This window comes from Streptosporangium sp. NPDC006007, from assembly GCF_040614315.1.
GTDB lineage: Bacteria > Actinomycetota > Actinomycetes > Streptosporangiales > Streptosporangiaceae > Streptosporangium.
On the sequence record NZ_JBEXUG010000058.1, the window covers coordinates 1 to 17,679 of the forward strand.

Genomic DNA, 17,679 nt, shown 5'->3' on the forward strand with positions numbered 1-17,679 from the left:
GTCGGAGGTGGGCGCGTGAGCGGCTTCGATCCGGAGGTCTGCCGGTACTTCTCCCTCGCGGGTGGATTGCGCAGCCGTTACCGGGCTCTTGCCCGCCTGGGCGGCTGCGCTCAGCCGATCCGCGTCCGTGGCGTGCTGTCGCGCGTTGGTGCTGGCGGTGTCGAGCACACCGTTTACAGCACTCGTGGTGAGGTCGGTGGCGTGTTGCTGGTGGCGTGCGGGAACCGTCGTGCGTCCCGGTGCCCGGCGTGTTCGGAGGTGTATCGGGCCGACACCTTCCACTTGATCCGTGCGGGCCTGCTCGGCGGGGACAAGGGCGTCCCTGAGACGGTGCGCGAGCATCCCCGGGCGCTGGTCACCTTGACCGCGCCGTCGTTCGGGCCGGTCCACGCCCACAGGGTCAAGGACGGCAAGGTCTTGCCGTGCCGTCCCCGCCGCTCGGCTGGGGTCTGTCCGCACGGCAAGCCGCTGTCGTGCACTGAGCTGCACGGCCCGAATGCTCCCGCGCTGGGGCAACCGTTGTGCGCGGACTGCTACGACTACGCCGGGCACGTGCTGTGGAACGCGCACGCCGCCGACCTGTGGCGGCGCTTCACCATCTACTTGCGCCGGGAACTGGCTTATGCCGCCGGGCTGACCGCGACGGCGTTCAACAAACTGGTGCGGGTGTCGTTCGCCAAGGTCGCCGAGTACCAAGCCCGCGGCCTGGTGCACTTTCACGCGGTGGTCCGGCTGGACGGCCGCACCGACGACGGCACCCCGGTTCCGCCGCCGGACTGGGCCACCGTCGAACTCCTGGATCGGGCGGTGCGCACGGCTGCGGCCAGCGTGCACCTGACCTCCCCGGCCTGCCCGGAAACCGGCGGCGCACGGCGGCTCGGCTTCGGCGCCCAGCTCGACATCACCCCGATCGTGACCGGCGAACTGGCCGAGGACGCGCTGACTGAGGCACAGGTGGCCGGCTACATCGCCAAGTACGCCACCAAGGGCGCGACCACCGAGGGCACCGTGGACCGGCGCATCAAGGACCTGGCCGACCTGAGGGGGCTGACGTTGACGGCCCACCAGCGACGGCTGATCGAAACCTGCTGGCAACTCGGCGACCTGGAACAACTGCGGGATCTGCGGCTGCGGGCTTGGGCGCACATGCTGGGCTTCCGGGGCCATTTCTCGACCAAGTCCCCGGCCTACTCCACCACCCTGGGCGCACTGCGTGAAGTGAGGCGCTCCTTTCGCGCCGAACAAGCCCGCCGCCACGGACACGACGCCCTGACCGGCCAACCGGCCGACGACTCCACGTTGGTGATCGGCTCGTGGAGCTACGCCGGACAGGGCTACACCCATCCGGCAGACCTCTACGTCGCCCAGCTCGTCCGCGACGAACGCGAACACGCCCGCCGCTCCCGTTGGCCCCGCCGTGCCCCGTCGACGCCCAGCGAGGAGGCAGCATGACCCAGACAACGACGACCATGGTCGATGGCGATGACGACCTGTGGGACGTAAGCCGGGTCGCGAAGTTCCTCGGCGTCCCGTCAGCCACGCTCTACCAGTGGCGTTACCTGGGCACTGGTCCAACGGGGCACAAGATCGGCCGTTACCTGCGCTACTTCCCGGAAGACGTGCGGGCCTGGGTGCGGGAGCAATCATGACGGTCTATGACCGGTGGCACAAGTCTCGGCCCAAACCTGGCGAGGAGCCGTGCGGGTGCCGTACCAAGCGGGTTCCGACTGGTGACCATGGCTGCGACGGCCGATGGCAGGTCCGGTACCGGGACGACATCGGTACGCAACGGAAGCGCAACTTTGATCGTCGCCCCGACGCTGAACGATTCGACGCGGAGATCAAGAGCAGCCTGCACAAAGGCGAGTACCTCGATCCGACGGCTGGACAGATCACCCTGAGCGCCTATGCCAAGCAGTGGCGAGCCAGCCTGACGAATGACCCCGTGACTCTGGAGGGCGTGGACAGTCGTCTATCCCGGTGGGTGTACGGCCAGAAGATCGGATCGGAGATGATGACCTCCCTGGCTACCCGTCCGGCTTCCATCCGCGCATGGATCAAGCTTATGGGGGAGTCGTTGGCCCCAAGCTCCATAAAGATCATCACGGACATGGTCTCTGCGATCTTCAGCTCTGCGGTTGACGACCGGATCATCAATCGGAACCCTTTCAAGCTGAAGTCGGTCCAGTCCGTCCGGCCGGTCGAGAACGATCCCAAGAAGGTGGTTCCCTGGACACTTGCCCAGGTCATCGGCGTTGCTGAAGCGCTCCCGGTTCACCTGGGGGCGATGGCCTACCTCGGTGCGGGTTGCGGGCTCCGGCAGGGTGAGTTGTTCGGGATCGCGGTAGAGGATCTGGACTTCGGTAATGGCATGGTCCGTGTGAACCGTCAGGTCCGGCTCGTCCGGAGTCGGCAGGTCTTCTCCTTGCCCAAGCGGAACAAGACGCGCTCAGTGCCGATGCCTGCGGAGGTGGCTGAATATCTTCAGGAACACATCAAGAACCATCCGCCCGTGGATGTCACCTTGCCATGGCGCGTTCCCGATGGGGAACCCCGGACTTATCGTCTCCTGTTCACCCGCGGGACCCGAGAGGCTCTACACAGGGGCTCCTTCAACTACGCCTGGCGCGGGGCTATCGAACGCGCGGGCATCGTTCCTCCTACTCCTCCAGGTGCCCGGCGTAAGCCGTACCGGGAGCACGGCTGCCACAAGCTCCGCCACACCGCCGCGTCGGCCTGGCTCGCCGCCGGCGTCGACATCGTGACCGTGGCCGAGTTCCTCGGGCACAACGACCCTGCCTTCACGCTGCGGACCTATACCCACCTGATGCCCAGTGCGACGGAGCGGGCTCGGCGGGCCATGAGCGTCTTCTTCAACGACGGCGCGTGTGCCCTGGATGTGCCCTGATCTTCAATGTCTGAGGGATTTCCCCCGCCGACGAGCTTTCCCCGATCGCTGGGAAACGCTCGTCGGCTTCGCATTGAAGCAGGTTAGAGCACTGGCAGGTAGCGGCCCAGCTCGAACTCGGTGACCTGGCGGCGGTACTCGTTCCACTCGGTGCGCTTGTTGCGCAGGAAATAGTCGAAGACGTGCTCGCCGAGGGTCTCGGCGACCAGCTCACTGCGCTCCATGACGCCGATGGCCTCGTCCAGCGACTGCGGCAGCGGCTGGATGCCCAGGGCCCGGCGCTCGGCGGAGGTGAGCGCCCAGACGTCGTCCTCGGCGCCGGGGGGCATCTCGTACCCCTGCTCGATGCCTCTCAGTCCCGCCGCGAGGATCAGCGCGAAGGCCAGGTAGGGGTTGCAGGCCGAGTCGAGTGAGCGGAACTCGATGCGCGTCGAACCGCTTTTGTGGGGCTTGTACATCGGCACCCGGACGAGGGCCGAGCGGTTGTTGTGACCCCAGCAGATGTAGCTCGGGGCCTCGCCGCCGGCTCCGGCGATCGCCTCAGCTCCGCCCCACAGGCGCTTGTAGGAGTTCACCCACTGGTTACAGACCGCGGTGATCTCGGCGGCGTGCGCGAGCAGGCCCGCGATGAAGGAGCGGCCGACCTTGGAGAGCTGGTACTCGGCACCGGGCTCGTAGAAGGCGTTACGGTCCCCCTCGAACAGCGACATGTGGGTGTGCATGCCGGAGCCGGGATACTCGGTGAAGGGCTTGGGCATGAAGCTGGCCCAGATGCCCTGTTCCAGCGCGACCTCCTTCATGACCAGGCGGAAGGTCATGATGTTGTCGGCGGTGGTGAGCGCGTCGGCGTAACGCAGGTCGATCTCCTGCTGGCCGGGGCCGCCCTCGTGGTGGCTGTACTCGACCGAGATGCCCATCGACTCCAGCATCATGATCGCGTTACGCCGGAAGTCGTGGCCCGAGCTGTGCGGGGTGTGGTCGAAGTAGCCGCCGTCGTCGAGCGGCTCGGGCCGCACACCACGCTCGGGCCGGTCCTTCAGCAGGAAGAACTCCACCTCGGGGTGGGTGTAGAAGCTGAAGCCCATGTCGGACGCCTTGGCCAGGGCGCGCTTGAGCACCCAGCGCGGGTCGGCGTGCGAGGGTGAACCGTCCGGCATGAGAATGTCGCAGAACATCCGGGCCGCGCCCGGCGTCTCACTGCGCCAGGGCAGGACCTGGAACGTCGCCGGATCCGGCTTGGCGAGCATGTCCGACTCGTAGACCCGGGCGAAGCCCTCGATCGCCGAGCCGTCGAAGCCGATCCCCTCGGCGAAGGCCCCTTCGAGCTCCGCCGGGGCGATGGCCACCGACTTCAGGAACCCGAGAACGTCGGTGAACCACAGCCGGATGAACCGGATGTCGCGCTCCTCAAGGGTGCGGAGAACGAACTCCTGCTGACGGTCCAAGGCCCCTCCTTCACTGCCGACACAGGCGTGGTGCCACACGCCTGGTCTTCCACCAGTCTGCCCGCTCCGTGTTTCGCACACGTTACGAGGAGGAGCGGCGAGATGCCGCATCGGGTCCGCATCGCCCCGGTCCGGGACACGCCCGGCGAGGAAGGTGCTGGCCCACGGGCATGACCAGGCGGAACAATGCGGGCCACCGGTCACGGACGGTGATCCACCGCGACCCACGGTAATTCACCGTGATCCGCGGCGCCCTGCGGCGGCCGGCGCCGGCGGCGATCTCCGTGGCCGGACCTGAGAGATCCACGTCCTTCGGGGGAAGACGACGATGCGCACCGAACTCCACGGGCCGCCGGGCGGGGCGACGCCGGCTTCGCTGGCCCCGCTCGTCGAACGGCTCGCCGCGATGGCCGCCCCGTGCCCCGTGCACCCGTCGGCGCACCTGATCGAGACCGACGTCATCGCCTGGTCCCGGGGCGCCGGGCTGGAGGCCCCGCCTCCCGGGGTTCATCTGCTGGCCGGTCGGGCGTTCGCCCGGTACGGCACCGGCACGGCCACGCTGTTCGCCCGCTGGCTGACCTGGCTGTCGTGCCTGCGCCGAGAGCCCTCGGCGTTCGCCGGGGTGCTCGCGGTGGCCGAGGGGGGCGAGCCGGGGCCGGCGCCGGTGGAGCGGGCCTTCGCCGAGCTCTGGCGGCACTGCGCGCCCGGTATGAGCCAGGGGTGGCGGGCGGGCTTCCTGGCCGGACTCACCGCCCAGCGTGCGGCGCTGCTCGGCGGCGGCGCGCCCTCGATCGAGGACTACCCGGCGCTGGGCAGGGCCGGTTTCGGGCGATACCTGTTCGACCTGGTGGAGCCGTGCGCCGGGACCGAGGTGCCCGCCCCGGTCCGGGAGAGCCGGCAGTGGCGGTCGGTCGCCGAGGCGAGCGGCGACGTGGTCGCGTGGTGCGACGACCTGGCCTCCGGAGGCGGCTACGTGAAGGCCGCCTCGGTCTCTCTGGGCGGCGGAGCGGCCGTGGAGTGGGTGGTCGACCGCGTGGTGACCCGGGTGGAGGAGTTGTGGACGGCCGCCCGGACGATCCCCCAGGTCGTGGAGCGGCACGACCTGGGCTTCACCGCCTCGCGCGAGGTGGTCCGGGTGGCATGCGCCTTCTTGACGATTTCCCGGGCCTACCTGGAGAGACTTCTGGAATCACCTCACTGTCGTCACGTAGGGTAATCATTTGGGTTCTCCAAGTAATCGGGAGGTCAAGATGAGTACCGAACTTCTCAAGCACAAATTGGACCGCGCCTTCGGGCATCTGGACGTGGACGGCAACGGAAAGGTCGAGCGTGACGACCTGCTCGGCCTGGGCGCCCGGATCCTGATCGGTTTCGGCGAGTCGCCGACCTCGGCCGCGGGCAGCAAGCTCATCCGGGGTTTCGAGGCGATCTGGCTGACCCTCTCCGCCGAGCTCGACGTCGACGGCGACGGCACGGTCTCGCCGGAGGAGTTCCGAGCCGGCATGACCTCGGCGTTCGTCGGAGGCGACCGGTTCGACGCGATGTTCGGGCCGGCCGCGGAGGCGGTCGCGGAACTGTGCGACACCGACGGGGACGGAGCCGTCGGACCGGCGGAGTTCCGGATCATGATGAGCGCGTTCGGCGTCGGGTACGACGACGTGGACGCCGCCTTCGACCGGCTGGACCTCGACCGGAACGGGATCGTCTCGGTGGACGAGCTGGTCGAGGCGGTCCGGGAGTACTACACGAGCACCGACCCGGGCTCGGCCGGCAACTGGCTGTTCGGTCCGTTGTAGTGACCTTCACCCCCACAGCCCCCAGGACGGGAACGCGGCCACCGCGGGAGCGGGATCCCTCGGTGGCCGCGACCTTGCTCCTCCCCCTCGTCGACCGGGTCCCGGTGATGGCCGCGCCGTGCCGGATGCACTCGTCGATCGACCGGATCACCGCCTCACTCGCCGAGTGGACCCGGGAGATCGGGCTGGACACGCCCGCGTCCGCGGGCTTCGACCGGATGGCGGGACGGGCCTTCGCCGGGTTCGGCGCCGACTCGACGCTCCTGTTCGCCAAGTGGCTGACCTGGCTGTTCCACTTCGACGACGAGTGGGACGAGAAGCCCGCCGGACGCGCGGCCGGCATCGTGGAGGCCACCTTCGCCCGGCTCGAACGTCACATGGCGGAGACCGGGATCCCGGGCGGCGCCCCGGGAACGTCGCCCGGCCGGGTGGAGGACAGGCCGCCGGAGGCCGGCGTGCGTGACGCCCCGGTCCGGCCGGAGCCCGCCCGGCCCGTCATCCCGGCGCCCGCTCCGCCGGAATCCGTCATGACGGCCTCTCCTGGATCCGTCATGACGGTCCTTCGGGGAAATTCCCCGCCGCCCCGGACGACGGGTCCGGCACGGATGGAGAGCCCGTCACCGGCCCAGGCGAAGATCACGCCATCGCTCCCCCCACCCCGGGCGAGAGCCTCCGCGTCGGCCCCCGCGGGGGCCTCGGCAGGGGCCGCACCGGTCGAGGTGGCCTTCCTCGACCTCTGGGAGGCGACCGCCCCGCGGATGAGCTCCCGCTGGCGGGAGCGGTTCGCCGGAGGGGTGGCGGCTCAGGGGTCGGCCTGCCGTACGGAGGCGGAGAACCGGTGCGCGGGACGGGTGCCCTCGGCCGCCGAGTATCCCGCGCTGCGGCGGGGAACCGCGGGCCCCTACCTGTTCGACCTGGTGGAGCCGTGTCTGGGGGTCGAGGTCCCTGCCGAGCTGCGGGAGAGCCCGACCTGGCGGACGCTGGTGGACGCCTGCAACGACGTCACCGCGTGGTGCAACGACGTCGCCTCGCACCACAAGGAGCGGGCGAACGGGGACGTGCACAACTACGTGATGGTCGCCGCCCGCGCGTTCGGGCTCTCGGACGCCGACGCCGTCGCCTGGGTGAACGACCGCATCGCCGAACGCGCCGAGGACCTTCGGGCCGCCGCCATGCGGTTGCCGGGGCTGTTCGACCGGTTCGGGCTCTCACCCGTCCAGGCGAGGGACGCCAGCAAGGTGGCCTGCGCGTTCCTTGGGGCTCCCCGGGCCCAGCTGGAGTGGCTCCTGGAGTCCAGCCGGTATGACGTGACCTGATCGGCCGCTCCCCCGTGTCTGCCGCACGTCTCGCGGGAGGCACGGGGGAGCGTCGTCCGCCGGGACGGGCGGACCGGGGAGTCGCCCATCGGGGTGCGGCGGTGGACGACCTCACGGCCGCCTCGGGCGCGCTCGCGCTCGGCTCCGCGTCGCGCCGCCGTACGGTGGGGGCACGGGTGCTTCAGGGGTAAACGCGGAGGCATGGGCGGGTGTGGGGCGGATGTCACTTTAAGCGCCTGTTGATTGGATTGCGGTCCGCGCCGGTTAAGGTCCTTCCAAGTACGACATGGAAAGGCCGGGGCGATGCGCGGGCTGAGCCAGGTGTTCCCGACGGTGACGCCCGTCCAGGCACGGATCGCAGCGGTTCTGATCGCGGCCGTGCCGGTCGCCATGGAGTGCGTCAACGTCTGGGTCACCTCACGGCTGCCGCAGCCCTCCTACACACCGCCGCCGGCCGTGGCGGCCCTCATCGTCCCCTGGGTGATCGGGAACCCGGCGTGGCGGCCGGCCTTGTTCACGATCCCGCTCATCCCCGCCGCGATCACCGTCTCCGCGCTGCGTCACCGGCTCTGCGGCCTCGACACGCCGATCACCCGGACGCCGGTCGGCGACGGCCGGCGGGCACGGACATCTGAACGTCCCGGCGGGCGACGACGGGGTGAGGCCGCCGTCGACACGCGAGCGGGCCGCCGGACTCGGCGGCACCCGCGTGATCACGTCGCCGCCCGGCGAGGGCACGCTGGTCGAGGCGGTACTGCCGGTGAACTTGAATGTAGAGACCTGACCACTGATGATTTCTTACAGCACGCGAACGATGGTGGGTATCGCCGTATGACCTTGGACCAGGTAGCTCTACGCTTGCGCCTGCAATGCTGACATTCCGTGCTCTCGGACCGTTCCAGGCGCGCCACGGCGACATGGTGCTCGACCTCGGCGGTCAACGCCAGATGGCCGTGCTGGCCCGGCTCCTCGTGGCCGGCGGTCGCGCCGTCCCGGTGAGCGTGCTCATCGACGAGCTCTGGCCCGGTGAGCCGCCCGCCCAGGCCCTGTCCACCATCCAGGGGTACGTCTCACGGCTGCGACGCGCCCTGGAGCCGGGACGAGCGCCCAGGGAGGAGGCCGAGGTGCTGGTCTCGGCCCCGCCGGGATACGCGCTCCGTGCCGAGATCGGTCAGGTGGACTCGTGGAGGTTCGAGAACGCCGTCAAGACCGAGGGCGAGCCCGGCGCGGTGTGGGAGCGTCTGGGGCACGCCCTCGCGCTGTGGCAGGGTCCGGCGCTGGCCGAGTTCTCCGACCTGCCGTGGGCGGTGACCGAGGCGGGCCGGCTGGAGGAGCTGCGGCTGATCGCCGTCGAACGCCGGGCCGACGCGGGGCTCCGGCTCGGGCGGTCCAGCGCCCTGGTCGCCGACCTGGAGGCGCACGTGTCGGCGCATCCGCTGCGGGAGGAGGGCTGGCGGCTGCTCGCGCTGGCGCTCTACCGGAGCGGCAGGCAGGGCGACGCGCTGGGAGCGCTCCGGCGGGCCGGGACGATCCTCCGCGAGGAACTCGGCCTCGACCTCGGCACCACCCTCCAGCGCCTTGAGGCCGACATGCTGTCGCACGCCCCCCATCTGGACCTGCTCGGGGAGCCGGACGCGCCCGGGGAGACCCTCTCGGTGCGGGTGGCCGAGCCCGTGACGCTGCGCGTCGTGGTGGTGGACGATCAGGCGCTGGTCCGTACCGGGCTCCGGGTCGTGCTGGACAGCGAGCCGGGGTTCCGTATCGTCGGCGAGGCCGAGGACGGCGAGCAGGCGATCGCGGTCGTCCGCGAGACCTCGCCCGACCTGGTGTTGATGGACATCCAGATGCCCCGGTTGGACGGCCTGACCGCCGCGCGGCGGATCCTGGCCGACGAGGCGCCGCCGAAGGTCGTCATGATGACCACGTTCGGCACGGACGACAACCTCTACGCGGCGCTGCGGGCCGGGGTGAGCGGTTTCGTGCTCAAGACCTCGGCCCCCGAGCAGCTGATCACCGCGATGCGCGCCGCCCAGGCCGGCGACGCGCTGATAGACCCGGCCGTCACCACGCGGCTGATCGCGGCCTTCGCGGGGCGGGTCAACCCCTCGGCCCCACCCGGGCTGGCCGGGCTCGGCGACACCGAACTGGACCTGATGAAACTGATCGCCCGGGGACTCACCAACCGGCAGATCGCCTCGCCCCTGTCGGTGTCCGAGCAGTCGGTGGCGCGGTCGGTGGCCAAGCTCCTGAACCACCTGGGGCTGTTCGACAGGGCCCAGCTCGTCGTCGCGGCGTACGAGTCGGGGCTGGTCAACCCGGGCGACATGGGCAGGTAACGATGTCCACGCGGGCGCGGCCTCACAGCGGCGCGGTCACCGGAACCGCGGACGGCGGCCGGCATGGGGACGCGCCCGGCCGGGGCGCGGACATGCCCGCGCCGGCCGACGACCGGCCGGCCTCCCCGCTGCGCCTGGCGGCCGTCGCGCTGTCCGTCGTCGCGTTCGGGCTCACGGTGGCCGGGTTCGTGATCGCCCTGGGCCTGCCACCGGAGTGGGACTCCATCTCGATCGTCACCCCCGATTTCGCCTGTGGTCTGACCTTTCCGCTGGTGGGAGCCTTCCTGCTGGCCCGCCGATCCCGCTCGGCCCCCGCCTGGCTGATGTGCGCCGGCGGGATCGGCTGCGCGGTCAACTACTTCGGCGGCGCCATGATGTACCGTTCCGGCGCCGACGGCGCGCTGGCCGCGGCCGGCCTCTACCGCTACGCCGCGGGGATCGGCTGGGTCGTGGGCGGATGCCTGCTGGCCGTCGTGCTTCCGCTGTACTCGCCCGACGGGCGGCTGCCCTCCCGGCGGTGGCGCCCGATGGTGGTCCTGACCGGCGTGGTGATGACGGCCGAGGCGGTCCGCACGGTCGTGCGCCCGACCCCGCCCGCCGAGAACTACCCGCTGCCCCGGATCATCCCGAACCCCCTGGCCATCGACGCGCTCGCCCCCTACCACCAGCCGATCCAGCGGGGCCTGTTAGCGCTGATCATGGCCTTGGCCGTCCTGTCGCTGCTCTCCCTGGCGCTGCGCTTCCGCCGGGCCGGGCCCGTGCTGCGCCGTCAGATCGCCTGGCCGCTGAGCGCGTTCGCCGTCTACATCGTCTGCATGCTCGCCGGAGAGGGCTGGATAGCGGCGGCGACCGTCTGGACCGGGCTGATCCCGGTCGCCATCGCCTTCTCCGTGCTGCGCCACCGGCTGTACGGCATCGACACCGTGATCAGCCGCGCCTTCGTGGCCGCCGGGCTGGTCGCGGCGGTCAGCGTCGTCTACTTCGGGGCGGGCGCGCTCACCGGCCTCGTCCTGTCCGGGTACGACCGGATCGGCGGCCTGGCCGCGGCGCTGTTCGCCGGGGTCGTCTTCCACCCGCTCCGGCACATGCTGCGGCGCCTGGTCGACCGGCTCATGTACGGCACGCACGGCGATCCGGCCGCCCTCGCCGCCCGGCTGGCTTATGAGGTCGGCGAGGCCGAGCCCGTCAACGCGCTGGCCGCCGTCGCCTCGGTGGTCAAGGACGGCCTGAGCGTCACCGGCGTCGCCGTCGAGGTACGGGGGCAGGGAACCCGGCGGGTGGAGACCGGCCTGCTGGGGCCGTCCCCGCGCACGGTGCCGCTGATCTGGCACGGTGAGCCGGTCGGGCGGCTGTTCCTGGGCGCCCCGGGGCCTCGCAGGTTCGCCGCCGCCCACAACGACCGCCTGATCACCGTGGCCACGCCGTATGTGGCGGATGTGGCGCACGCCGTGATGACCACCGCCGACCTGCAACGCTCCCGCGAGCGCATCCTCACCGCCCGCGAGGAGGAGCGCCGCCGCCTGCGCCGGGACCTGCACGACGGGCTCGGTCACGCGCTGACCGACATGGCGATGACGATCAACATGGCCCGGATCAGCCTGCGCACCGCCCCCGCCTCGGCCGACCTGCTCCTGTCCGAGCTGCGCGGCGGCATGGACAGCGTGGGCCAGGAGATCAGGGAGCTGGTGTACGGCCTGCGCCCGCCGACGCTGGACGAGCTCGGGCTGGCGGGAGCCGTACGGGCGCTGGCGGCCGGGGGCCCGCCGGAGGTGACCGTCGAGACCGAGGGCGACCTGTCCGATCTGCCGGCCGCCGTCGAGGTGGCCGCCTACCGGATCGCGCAGGAGGGGCTCACCAACGTCCGCAGGCACGCCGCGGCCCGGTCCGCGACGGTCTCGTTGCGGCGTGGCGAGTCGCTGACGGTCCGGGTCCAGGACGACGGCCACGGGCTGGGCGAGGGGCCGCGCTCCGGCGTCGGCCTGATCTCGATGCGTGAGCGCGCCGCCGAGCTCGGCGGGACGTGTGTGATCGGCCCGGCGCCGGGTGGCGGCACGGCGGTGGAGGCCGTTCTGCCGATTTCGATCGGCCGGATGTAAACCTTCCGGGGCCCTCGGGGCTCTAACCATCCGTTGCCGAATTCATTTGAGGAGATCGTTGTGAAGCACTGGGCCATGGCCGTCGGCACCGCGGTCGCCGTGTCCGCCGTCGCCTCCCCCGCGACCGCCTCGTCCCAGCCGGCGCCGGTCACGGGTGCCGTCTACTCCGGCTACCAGCTCGGCGGGGTCGAGGTGCTGACCCACCGGGGTGGCTGGAGCCGGCGGAGCGTCGGCGGCGGAGGCTTCGCCGGGCAGTTCTCCGCGGCGCCCGGCGGCGGGAAGGTCGCGTGGATCGACAGCGGGAACCGCCTGCACGTCAAGACCGCGAGCGCGGACAGGGTGATCGCCAAGGACGCCGCCTACGGCGGGCCCTGCTCGACCCCGGCCTGGACGGCCGACGGCAGGCGGATCGCCTACCCGGTGAAGGGCACGGCGGAGACCACGGCCGTGACGGTGATCGGCGCCGACGGGAGAAATCCGGTGAAGGCCGGCCGGACGATGGGCGTCTGCCACCTGACCTGGTCGGCCGACGGCAGGACGCTGGCCGGTTACGCGGGGGACACCGACGGCGTCCATCTCCTGGACACCGGATCCCTGGTCTCCAGGAGGGCCCCCGGCATCAAGCTCGCCAACCACGTGCAGAGCCTGTCCCCCGACGCCGGCCGGGTCGTGGTGCACACGATCGGCGCGAACGCCCCCGGCGGCGACGGCTCCTGGCCCCAGTCGTTCACCCCGTCGATCTACGACACCAAGACGGGCAGGAGGCTCCCCATCCCGGTCGGGGGCAGGCTGCTCGGCGCCCTCTACCTCCGCGACGGGCGCCTGGCCGTACGTGTCCAGGGCAGGCCCGCCAACACCCTGGTGATCCTGGACGCCTCGGGCAAGGAGATCCAGCGGCTGCCCGAACCCGTCAAGGCCAGGAATCTCGCCCTGCTCCACGTCCTGGGTTAAGCGCCCGGGGCGGGTGACGCCCCGGCGCCGGCTGATCGGTGTGCCGCAATAAGGTAGGGCACGTGGCTCAACTGCGTATCGCCCTGGCTCAGACCAATCCGGCGGTCGGCGACCTGGCGGCCAACGCCGACAAGCTCGTCGAGTGGACCCGGCGCGCCGCCGAGCGCGGTGCGCACCTCGTGGTGTTCACCGAGATGTTCCTGACCGGATATCCGGTCGAGGACCTCGTGCTGCGGACCTCTTTCGTGGAGGCGTCGATCGCCGCGGTCGAGACCCTCGCCGAACGGCTGGCCGACGAGGGGCTCGGCGAGACGCCGGTGATCGTCGGCTACGTGGACCGGGCGAACCTGGCACCGCGCGTCGGGCAGCCCAAGGGCGCCCCGCTGGACGCGGCGGCGCTGCTCCACCGGGGCCGGGTGGCCGCCAAGACCGCCAAGCACCACCTGCCGAACTACGGCGTCTTCGACGAGTACCGCTACTTCGTGCGCGGCGACCGGATGCCGATCTTCCGGCTGCACGGGGTGGACGTGGCGATCGCGGTCTGCGAGGACCTGTGGCAGGAGGGCGGGCCGGTCGCCGTGGTGGCGGAGGCCGGAGCCGGGCTGCTGGTCGTGCCGAACGCCTCGCCGTACGAGCGGAAGAAGGACGACGTACGGCTCGCGCTGGTCTCCCGGCGGGCCAAGGAGGCGGGCTGCGCCCTCGCCTACGTCAACCAGGTCGGCGGACAGGACGAGCTGGTCTTCGACGGTGACTCACTGGTCGTGTCCGCCTCCGGCGAGCTGGTCGCGCGGGCCGCGCAGTTCACCGAGGAACTACTGATCACCGATCTCGAACTGCCCGAGGCCCGCTTCGGCGGTCTGGGGACGTTCGAGGTGGACGCCGCGGACGGGACCGTGATCACGGTGGAGCGGCTGGAGCTGTCCGCGTTCTCCGTGGAGCCGTACGATCCGGAGCCCCCCGTGATCTCCGAGCAGCTCGACGACGTCGCCGAGGTCTACGCGGCGCTGGTCCTCGCGGTGCGCGACTACGTGGCCAAGAACGGCTTCCAGTCGGTCGTCCTGGGCCTGTCCGGCGGGATCGACTCGGCGCTGACCGCCACGATCGCCTCCGACGCGATCGGCCCCGAGCGGGTGCACGTGGTGCTGATGCCCTCCCGATACTCCTCCCAGCACTCGCTGAGCGACGCCCTGGAGCTGGTGGACCGGCAGGGCGTCAACGCGCAGACCGTCCCGATCGGCGACATCGTGAGCGGCTTCGAAAAGGAGATCTCACTGTCCGGCCTGGCCTCGGAGAACCTCCAGGCCCGGGTGCGCGGCATGATCCTGATGGGCCTGTCCAACCAGCACGGCCACCTGGTCCTCACCACCGGCAACAAGAGCGAGCTGGCCGCCGGCTACTCCACCCTCTACGGCGACTCCGCCGGCGGCTTCGCCCCCATCAAGGACGTGCTCAAGACCCTGGTCTGGGAGCTGTCCCGCTGGCGCAACACCCGGGCGGGTACGTCGAACGAGTTCCTGTACGGCTTCGCGGCACCGCCGATCCCGGAGAACTCCATCGAGAAGGAGCCGAGCGCGGAGCTCCGCCCCGACCAGCGCGACACCGACTCCCTGCCGGAGTACGACGTGCTGGACCACCTCCTGGACGACTACGTGGAGAGGGACATGGGCTCCGCCGAGCTCGTCGCCGCCGGTCACGACCCCGCCCTGGTCGCCCGGGTCATCCGCCTGGTCGACCAGGCCGAGTACAAGCGCCGCCAGTATCCTCCGGGCCCGAAGATCACTCCCAAGAACTTCGGCCGCGACCGCCGGCTTCCCATCACCAACCGCTGGCGCGAGACGACGCCCTGAGACTCGGCGGGGTGTTTCCGGAGTCCGCCGCCGTGCGTCAAACCAGGCGAGTTCGACGGCTGACCCGCACCCCCAAGGCTCCTCGTCCCCCGGGACAGGGGCCTTTTCGGTGTGGTCGAGCAGGGATGCCGATCAGGTGTGAAGCATCCGGGGTTGCCGGTGAAAGACCTGCTCAGGATGGGTATTACCGGAAGAGGCTCCGGCGCCCGGGGAGGGGGCTGAATCACCGGTCACCGGTGACCTGATGGACGGTAAGCCGGCCGCGCCGCCCCTCCACGCGGTCATCAGGGCGCGGTACTGCACCCGGCAGTCCGCCAGTGCCGTAGTCCACCGAAATCAAGAGAAAAGGGGGAACTCTGATGAAGGCAGCGGTAGGAGACAGGCTGGTCGTCGAGGGCACCCGGCACGGTGAGCACCGGCGGGTCGGCGTGATCGTGCAGTTGGTCCACGAGGACGGCTCCCCGCCCTACATGGTGCGCTGGGAGTACGACGAGCACGAGAGCATGGTGTTTCCCGGCCCCGACGCGCATGTGATGGCCGGAGACCAGAAGGGGCCCCCGCTCACGACCCTGTGATCGGGTGAACCGGACGATCCGCCGCCGTCCTCGAACAGGACGGCGGCGGTTTCCCTGCGCGCGACTTCCCTGCGCGCGACCCTCCCCGCCCGATGTCGCTCCTCCTCAGCGGGAGGCGAGACCGGCCAGGATGTGATCGACGATCCGCTCGGCGATGTCCTCGGGGACATCGCCGTCCGGGCTCTGCTCGATGCACCGCATGTACCAGACCACGGTGCCGATCAGTGCCGCGATGGCGACGGACACGTCCAGGTCCGCTCTCAGCTCGCCTGTCGCGACGCCCCGTTCCAGCAAGGCGGTCAGCACCGCCCTGCGCGGCTCGATCGCCGCCTGCCGGACACGGTCCGCCAGGCGGGGGTGGCGTTCGGCCTCGTTCATCGCGATGTTCAGCACGCAGCGCGCCCGCCCGTCGCACGCCTCGCGCCGGAAGACCTCCACGCAGGTGATCAGATCCTCCCGGACGAACCGGCCCGCCAGCGGGGGAAGCGGCGCCTTGAGCGTGGCCAGGGCGTCGACGACCAGGTCCTCCTTGGCGGACCACCACCGGTAGATGGTCGTCTTGCCGACCCCCGCCCGGTTGGCGATCGCCTCGATCGACAGCTCGCTGAGACTGGTGCTCTCGCCGATCAGATCGAGGGTCGCCTCGATGATCGCCTTCTCTGCCCTGACGCTGCGGGGCCGGCCTGCCGGGCGGGCCGCCTGTGTCTCATCCGTGGTGGTCATCGCGTCTCTAGACTACTGCTGGTTCCCTGTCGGGATTATGCCGCTCGGTGATGGTCGCCGGGGTTTCCCTACCCGGCAGCCACCGGAGCACCACCAGGGCTCCGAGCAGCGCGATCACCGCCGAGACCAGGGCCGTGATGTGCATGCCTTCCAGGAACGCCCGCTTCGCGGGCTCGATCAGCGCCGCGCCGCGCCCGCCGAGCGACTGGGCCACGCCAAGCGTGCCGGTCAGGGACTCACCGGCGACGTGCTGAAGCTTCACGGGCAGACCGGCCAGGGTGGGGGCGATCTCCTCGCGGTAGGTGGCCGAGAGCAGCGAGCCGAGCAGGGCGACGCCGAGGGCCCCGGCGACCTGCCGGACGGTGTTGCTCATGGCCGAGCCGACGCCGGCCTTCTCCCTGGGCAGCGACTCCATGATCGTGGTGGTCGCGGGCGGCATGATGGTGGCCATCGCCGCGCCCTGGACGAAGAAGACGATCTCGATCACCAGGACCGGGGTGTGCTGGTCCATCAGCGCGTAGGAGCCCAGCGTGGCGGCGACGACCACCATGCTCACCGTGGCGCTCGCCTTGCCGCCGAAACGCCTGGCCATCTGCTGGCTGAGCGGGGCGAAGATGATCTGCGCGGCGGCGAAGGGGATCATCAGCGCGCCCGCCTGCATCGGGGTGAAGCCCAGCACGATCTGCAGGTAGAAGACCAGGAAGAACATTCCGCCCATCATCGCGAAGAACACGATGCCGATCATGCCGACCGCGGTGGAGAAGCGGGCGTTGGCGAAGTAGCGGACGTCGAAGGCCGGGTGGTCGATGCGGCGCTCGTACCAGACGAAGGCCACCAGCACGGCCAGTCCCAGGATCGACGGGATGAGCACCTCGGCGCTGGCGAGCGTGGCCAGCTCACCGCCCCTGATGATGCCGTAGGTGATCGCGACCAGGCCGACGATGGACAGGAGCACCCCGGCCGGGTCCAGCCTGGACGGCTTGGGGTCACGCGACTCGGGCACGACGAGCGCGATGAGCACCATGCTGACCAGCACGATCGGCAGGTTGATCAGGAAGACCGATCCCCACCAGAAGTGCTCGATGAGCAGGCCGCCGGTGATCGGGCCGATCGCGACGGCGATGCCGACGCCGCCGGCCCAGATGCCGATGGCCTTGCCGCGCTCCTCGGGAGGGAAGACGTTGGAGATGATCGCGAGGGTGGCCGGCATGATCGCGGCACCGCCGATGCCCATGAACGCGCGGGCGACGATCAGCTGCGTGGGGTCCTGGGCGTAGGCGCTGGCCAGTGAGGCCAGGCCGAAGAGCACCATGCCGACGAAGAGCATGCGCTTACGCCCGGTGCGGTCGCCGATCACCCCGAAGGTGAAGAGCAGGCCGGCGAAGACGAGCGTGTAGGAGTTGATCGCCCACTCCAGCTGGCTCTGCGTGGCCCCCAGCCCCTCCACCGGGTCGGCGATCGTCTTCAGGGCGACGTTGAGGATCGTGTTGTCCAGCACGACCGCCAGGAGGCTGAAGACCAGCACTCCCAAGATCCGCCACCGCCTGGGATGACCGAGTTGATGATTCATGAAAACCCCGTTTTCGATACGTCAAAGTTTCGAAACCCAACCGTAGCGCCTCCTACTTTCGATACGCAACAGCCTCGTTTCGTAATGGTCGCCGCCGGTGACAGCTCGGTGGCGGT

The 17,679-nt window shown here is 70.5% G+C and carries 15 protein-coding genes; 12 read left to right on the forward strand and 3 right to left on the reverse strand.

What is annotated here, in order from left to right; all coding sequences use genetic code 11:
- Positions 1-15: 15 nt before the first annotated feature.
- Genes ABZ194_RS27965 through ABZ194_RS27975 form a run of 3 tightly spaced genes read left to right on the forward strand, consistent with a single transcriptional unit; the run spans position 16 to position 2,908 of the window.
- Positions 16-1,452 carry a replication initiator gene (locus ABZ194_RS27965; RefSeq protein WP_355600007.1) on the forward strand — a complete coding sequence of 479 codons (1,437 nt, stop codon included), beginning with the start codon at positions 16-18 and terminating at the stop codon, positions 1,450-1,452.
- Between the two features lie 17 nt (positions 1,453-1,469).
- Positions 1,470-1,649 carry a helix-turn-helix domain-containing protein gene (locus tag ABZ194_RS27970; protein ID WP_355600032.1) on the forward strand — a complete coding sequence of 60 codons (180 nt, stop codon included), beginning with the start codon at positions 1,470-1,472 and terminating at the stop codon, positions 1,647-1,649.
- Positions 1,646-2,908, forward strand: a complete 1,263-nt coding sequence (locus tag ABZ194_RS27975) for a site-specific integrase (protein WP_355600008.1) — start codon at positions 1,646-1,648, stop codon at positions 2,906-2,908. Before ABZ194_RS27970 ends, ABZ194_RS27975 begins: the two co-directional genes overlap by 4 nt.
- Positions 2,909-2,991: 83 nt before the next feature.
- Here the strand turns inward: ABZ194_RS27975 and ABZ194_RS27980 are convergent, their stop codons facing one another.
- A complete protein-coding gene (locus tag ABZ194_RS27980; protein ID WP_355600009.1) occupies positions 2,992-4,353 on the reverse strand; it encodes a glutamine synthetase family protein in 1,362 nt (453 codons plus the stop codon).
- A gap of 328 nt (positions 4,354-4,681) precedes the next feature.
- On the opposite strand from ABZ194_RS27980, the gene ABZ194_RS27985 reads away from it, so the two are divergent.
- The 9 genes from ABZ194_RS27985 to ABZ194_RS28025 all read left to right on the forward strand — a co-directional run bounded on the left by ABZ194_RS27985 (position 4,682) and on the right by ABZ194_RS28025 (position 15,270).
- Positions 4,682-5,569 (forward strand): terpene synthase family protein, encoded by an 888-nt coding sequence (locus ABZ194_RS27985; RefSeq protein WP_355600010.1) that lies wholly within the window; start codon positions 4,682-4,684, stop codon positions 5,567-5,569.
- 34 nt (positions 5,570-5,603) lie between these two features.
- Positions 5,604-6,149: an EF-hand domain-containing protein gene (locus ABZ194_RS27990; protein ID WP_355600011.1), complete on the forward strand. Its 546-nt coding sequence runs from the start codon at positions 5,604-5,606 to the stop codon at positions 6,147-6,149.
- Between the two features lie 62 nt (positions 6,150-6,211).
- Complete coding sequence (locus tag ABZ194_RS27995) at positions 6,212-7,465, forward strand: hypothetical protein (protein WP_355600012.1); 1,254 nt, start codon at positions 6,212-6,214, stop codon at positions 7,463-7,465.
- 303 nt (positions 7,466-7,768) lie between these two features.
- Positions 7,769-8,341, forward strand: coding sequence for a hypothetical protein (locus ABZ194_RS28000; RefSeq protein WP_355600013.1), 573 nt, complete (start codon positions 7,769-7,771; stop codon positions 8,339-8,341).
- Positions 8,335-9,801, forward strand: coding sequence for a BTAD domain-containing putative transcriptional regulator (locus ABZ194_RS28005; protein WP_355600014.1), 1,467 nt, complete (start codon positions 8,335-8,337; stop codon positions 9,799-9,801). The genes ABZ194_RS28000 and ABZ194_RS28005 overlap by 7 nt, the downstream gene beginning before the upstream one ends.
- A gap of 2 nt (positions 9,802-9,803) precedes the next feature.
- Positions 9,804-11,897: a sensor histidine kinase gene (locus ABZ194_RS28010; protein ID WP_355600015.1), complete on the forward strand. Its 2,094-nt coding sequence runs from the start codon at positions 9,804-9,806 to the stop codon at positions 11,895-11,897.
- Between the two features lie 60 nt (positions 11,898-11,957).
- Positions 11,958-12,848 (forward strand): hypothetical protein, encoded by an 891-nt coding sequence (locus ABZ194_RS28015; protein ID WP_355600016.1) that lies wholly within the window; start codon positions 11,958-11,960, stop codon positions 12,846-12,848.
- A gap of 62 nt (positions 12,849-12,910) precedes the next feature.
- Positions 12,911-14,695: an NAD+ synthase gene (locus ABZ194_RS28020; RefSeq protein WP_355600017.1), complete on the forward strand. Its 1,785-nt coding sequence runs from the start codon at positions 12,911-12,913 to the stop codon at positions 14,693-14,695.
- 359 nt (positions 14,696-15,054) lie between these two features.
- Positions 15,055-15,270, forward strand: a complete 216-nt coding sequence (locus ABZ194_RS28025) for a DUF1918 domain-containing protein (protein ID WP_355600018.1) — start codon at positions 15,055-15,057, stop codon at positions 15,268-15,270.
- A 105-nt stretch (positions 15,271-15,375) separates the two neighbouring features.
- On the opposite strand, the gene ABZ194_RS28030 is transcribed toward ABZ194_RS28025, so the two are convergent.
- Together ABZ194_RS28030 and ABZ194_RS28035 are read right to left on the reverse strand one after the other, a co-directional pair.
- Positions 15,376-15,993 carry a TetR/AcrR family transcriptional regulator gene (locus ABZ194_RS28030; protein WP_355600019.1) on the reverse strand — a complete coding sequence of 206 codons (618 nt, stop codon included), beginning with the start codon at positions 15,991-15,993 and terminating at the stop codon, positions 15,376-15,378.
- Positions 15,994-16,000: 7 nt separating this feature from the next.
- The gene (locus tag ABZ194_RS28035) at positions 16,001-17,563 is read right to left on the reverse strand and encodes an MFS transporter (protein WP_355600020.1); all 1,563 of its coding nucleotides are present in this window, start codon (positions 17,561-17,563) and stop codon (positions 16,001-16,003) included.
- Between the last annotated feature and the right edge of the window lie 116 nt (positions 17,564-17,679).

Coding starts and splice junctions, on each gene's coding strand:
- ABZ194_RS27970 (WP_355600032.1), top strand. CDS start 1,470: ATGGTCGATGGCGATGACGACCTGTGGGACGTAAGCCGGGTCGCGAAG.
- ABZ194_RS27975 (WP_355600008.1), top strand. CDS start 1,646: ATGACGGTCTATGACCGGTGGCACAAGTCTCGGCCCAAACCTGGCGAG.
- ABZ194_RS27985 (WP_355600010.1), top strand. CDS start 4,682: ATGCGCACCGAACTCCACGGGCCGCCGGGCGGGGCGACGCCGGCTTCG.
- ABZ194_RS27990 (WP_355600011.1), top strand. CDS start 5,604: ATGAGTACCGAACTTCTCAAGCACAAATTGGACCGCGCCTTCGGGCAT.
- ABZ194_RS28000 (WP_355600013.1), top strand. CDS start 7,769: ATGCGCGGGCTGAGCCAGGTGTTCCCGACGGTGACGCCCGTCCAGGCA.
- ABZ194_RS28005 (WP_355600014.1), top strand. CDS start 8,335: ATGCTGACATTCCGTGCTCTCGGACCGTTCCAGGCGCGCCACGGCGAC.
- ABZ194_RS28010 (WP_355600015.1), top strand. CDS start 9,804: ATGTCCACGCGGGCGCGGCCTCACAGCGGCGCGGTCACCGGAACCGCG.
- ABZ194_RS28025 (WP_355600018.1), top strand. CDS start 15,055: ATGAAGGCAGCGGTAGGAGACAGGCTGGTCGTCGAGGGCACCCGGCAC.
- ABZ194_RS28030 (WP_355600019.1), bottom strand. CDS start 15,993: ATGACCACCACGGATGAGACACAGGCGGCCCGCCCGGCAGGCCGGCCC.
- ABZ194_RS28035 (WP_355600020.1), bottom strand. CDS start 17,563: ATGAATCATCAACTCGGTCATCCCAGGCGGTGGCGGATCTTGGGAGTG.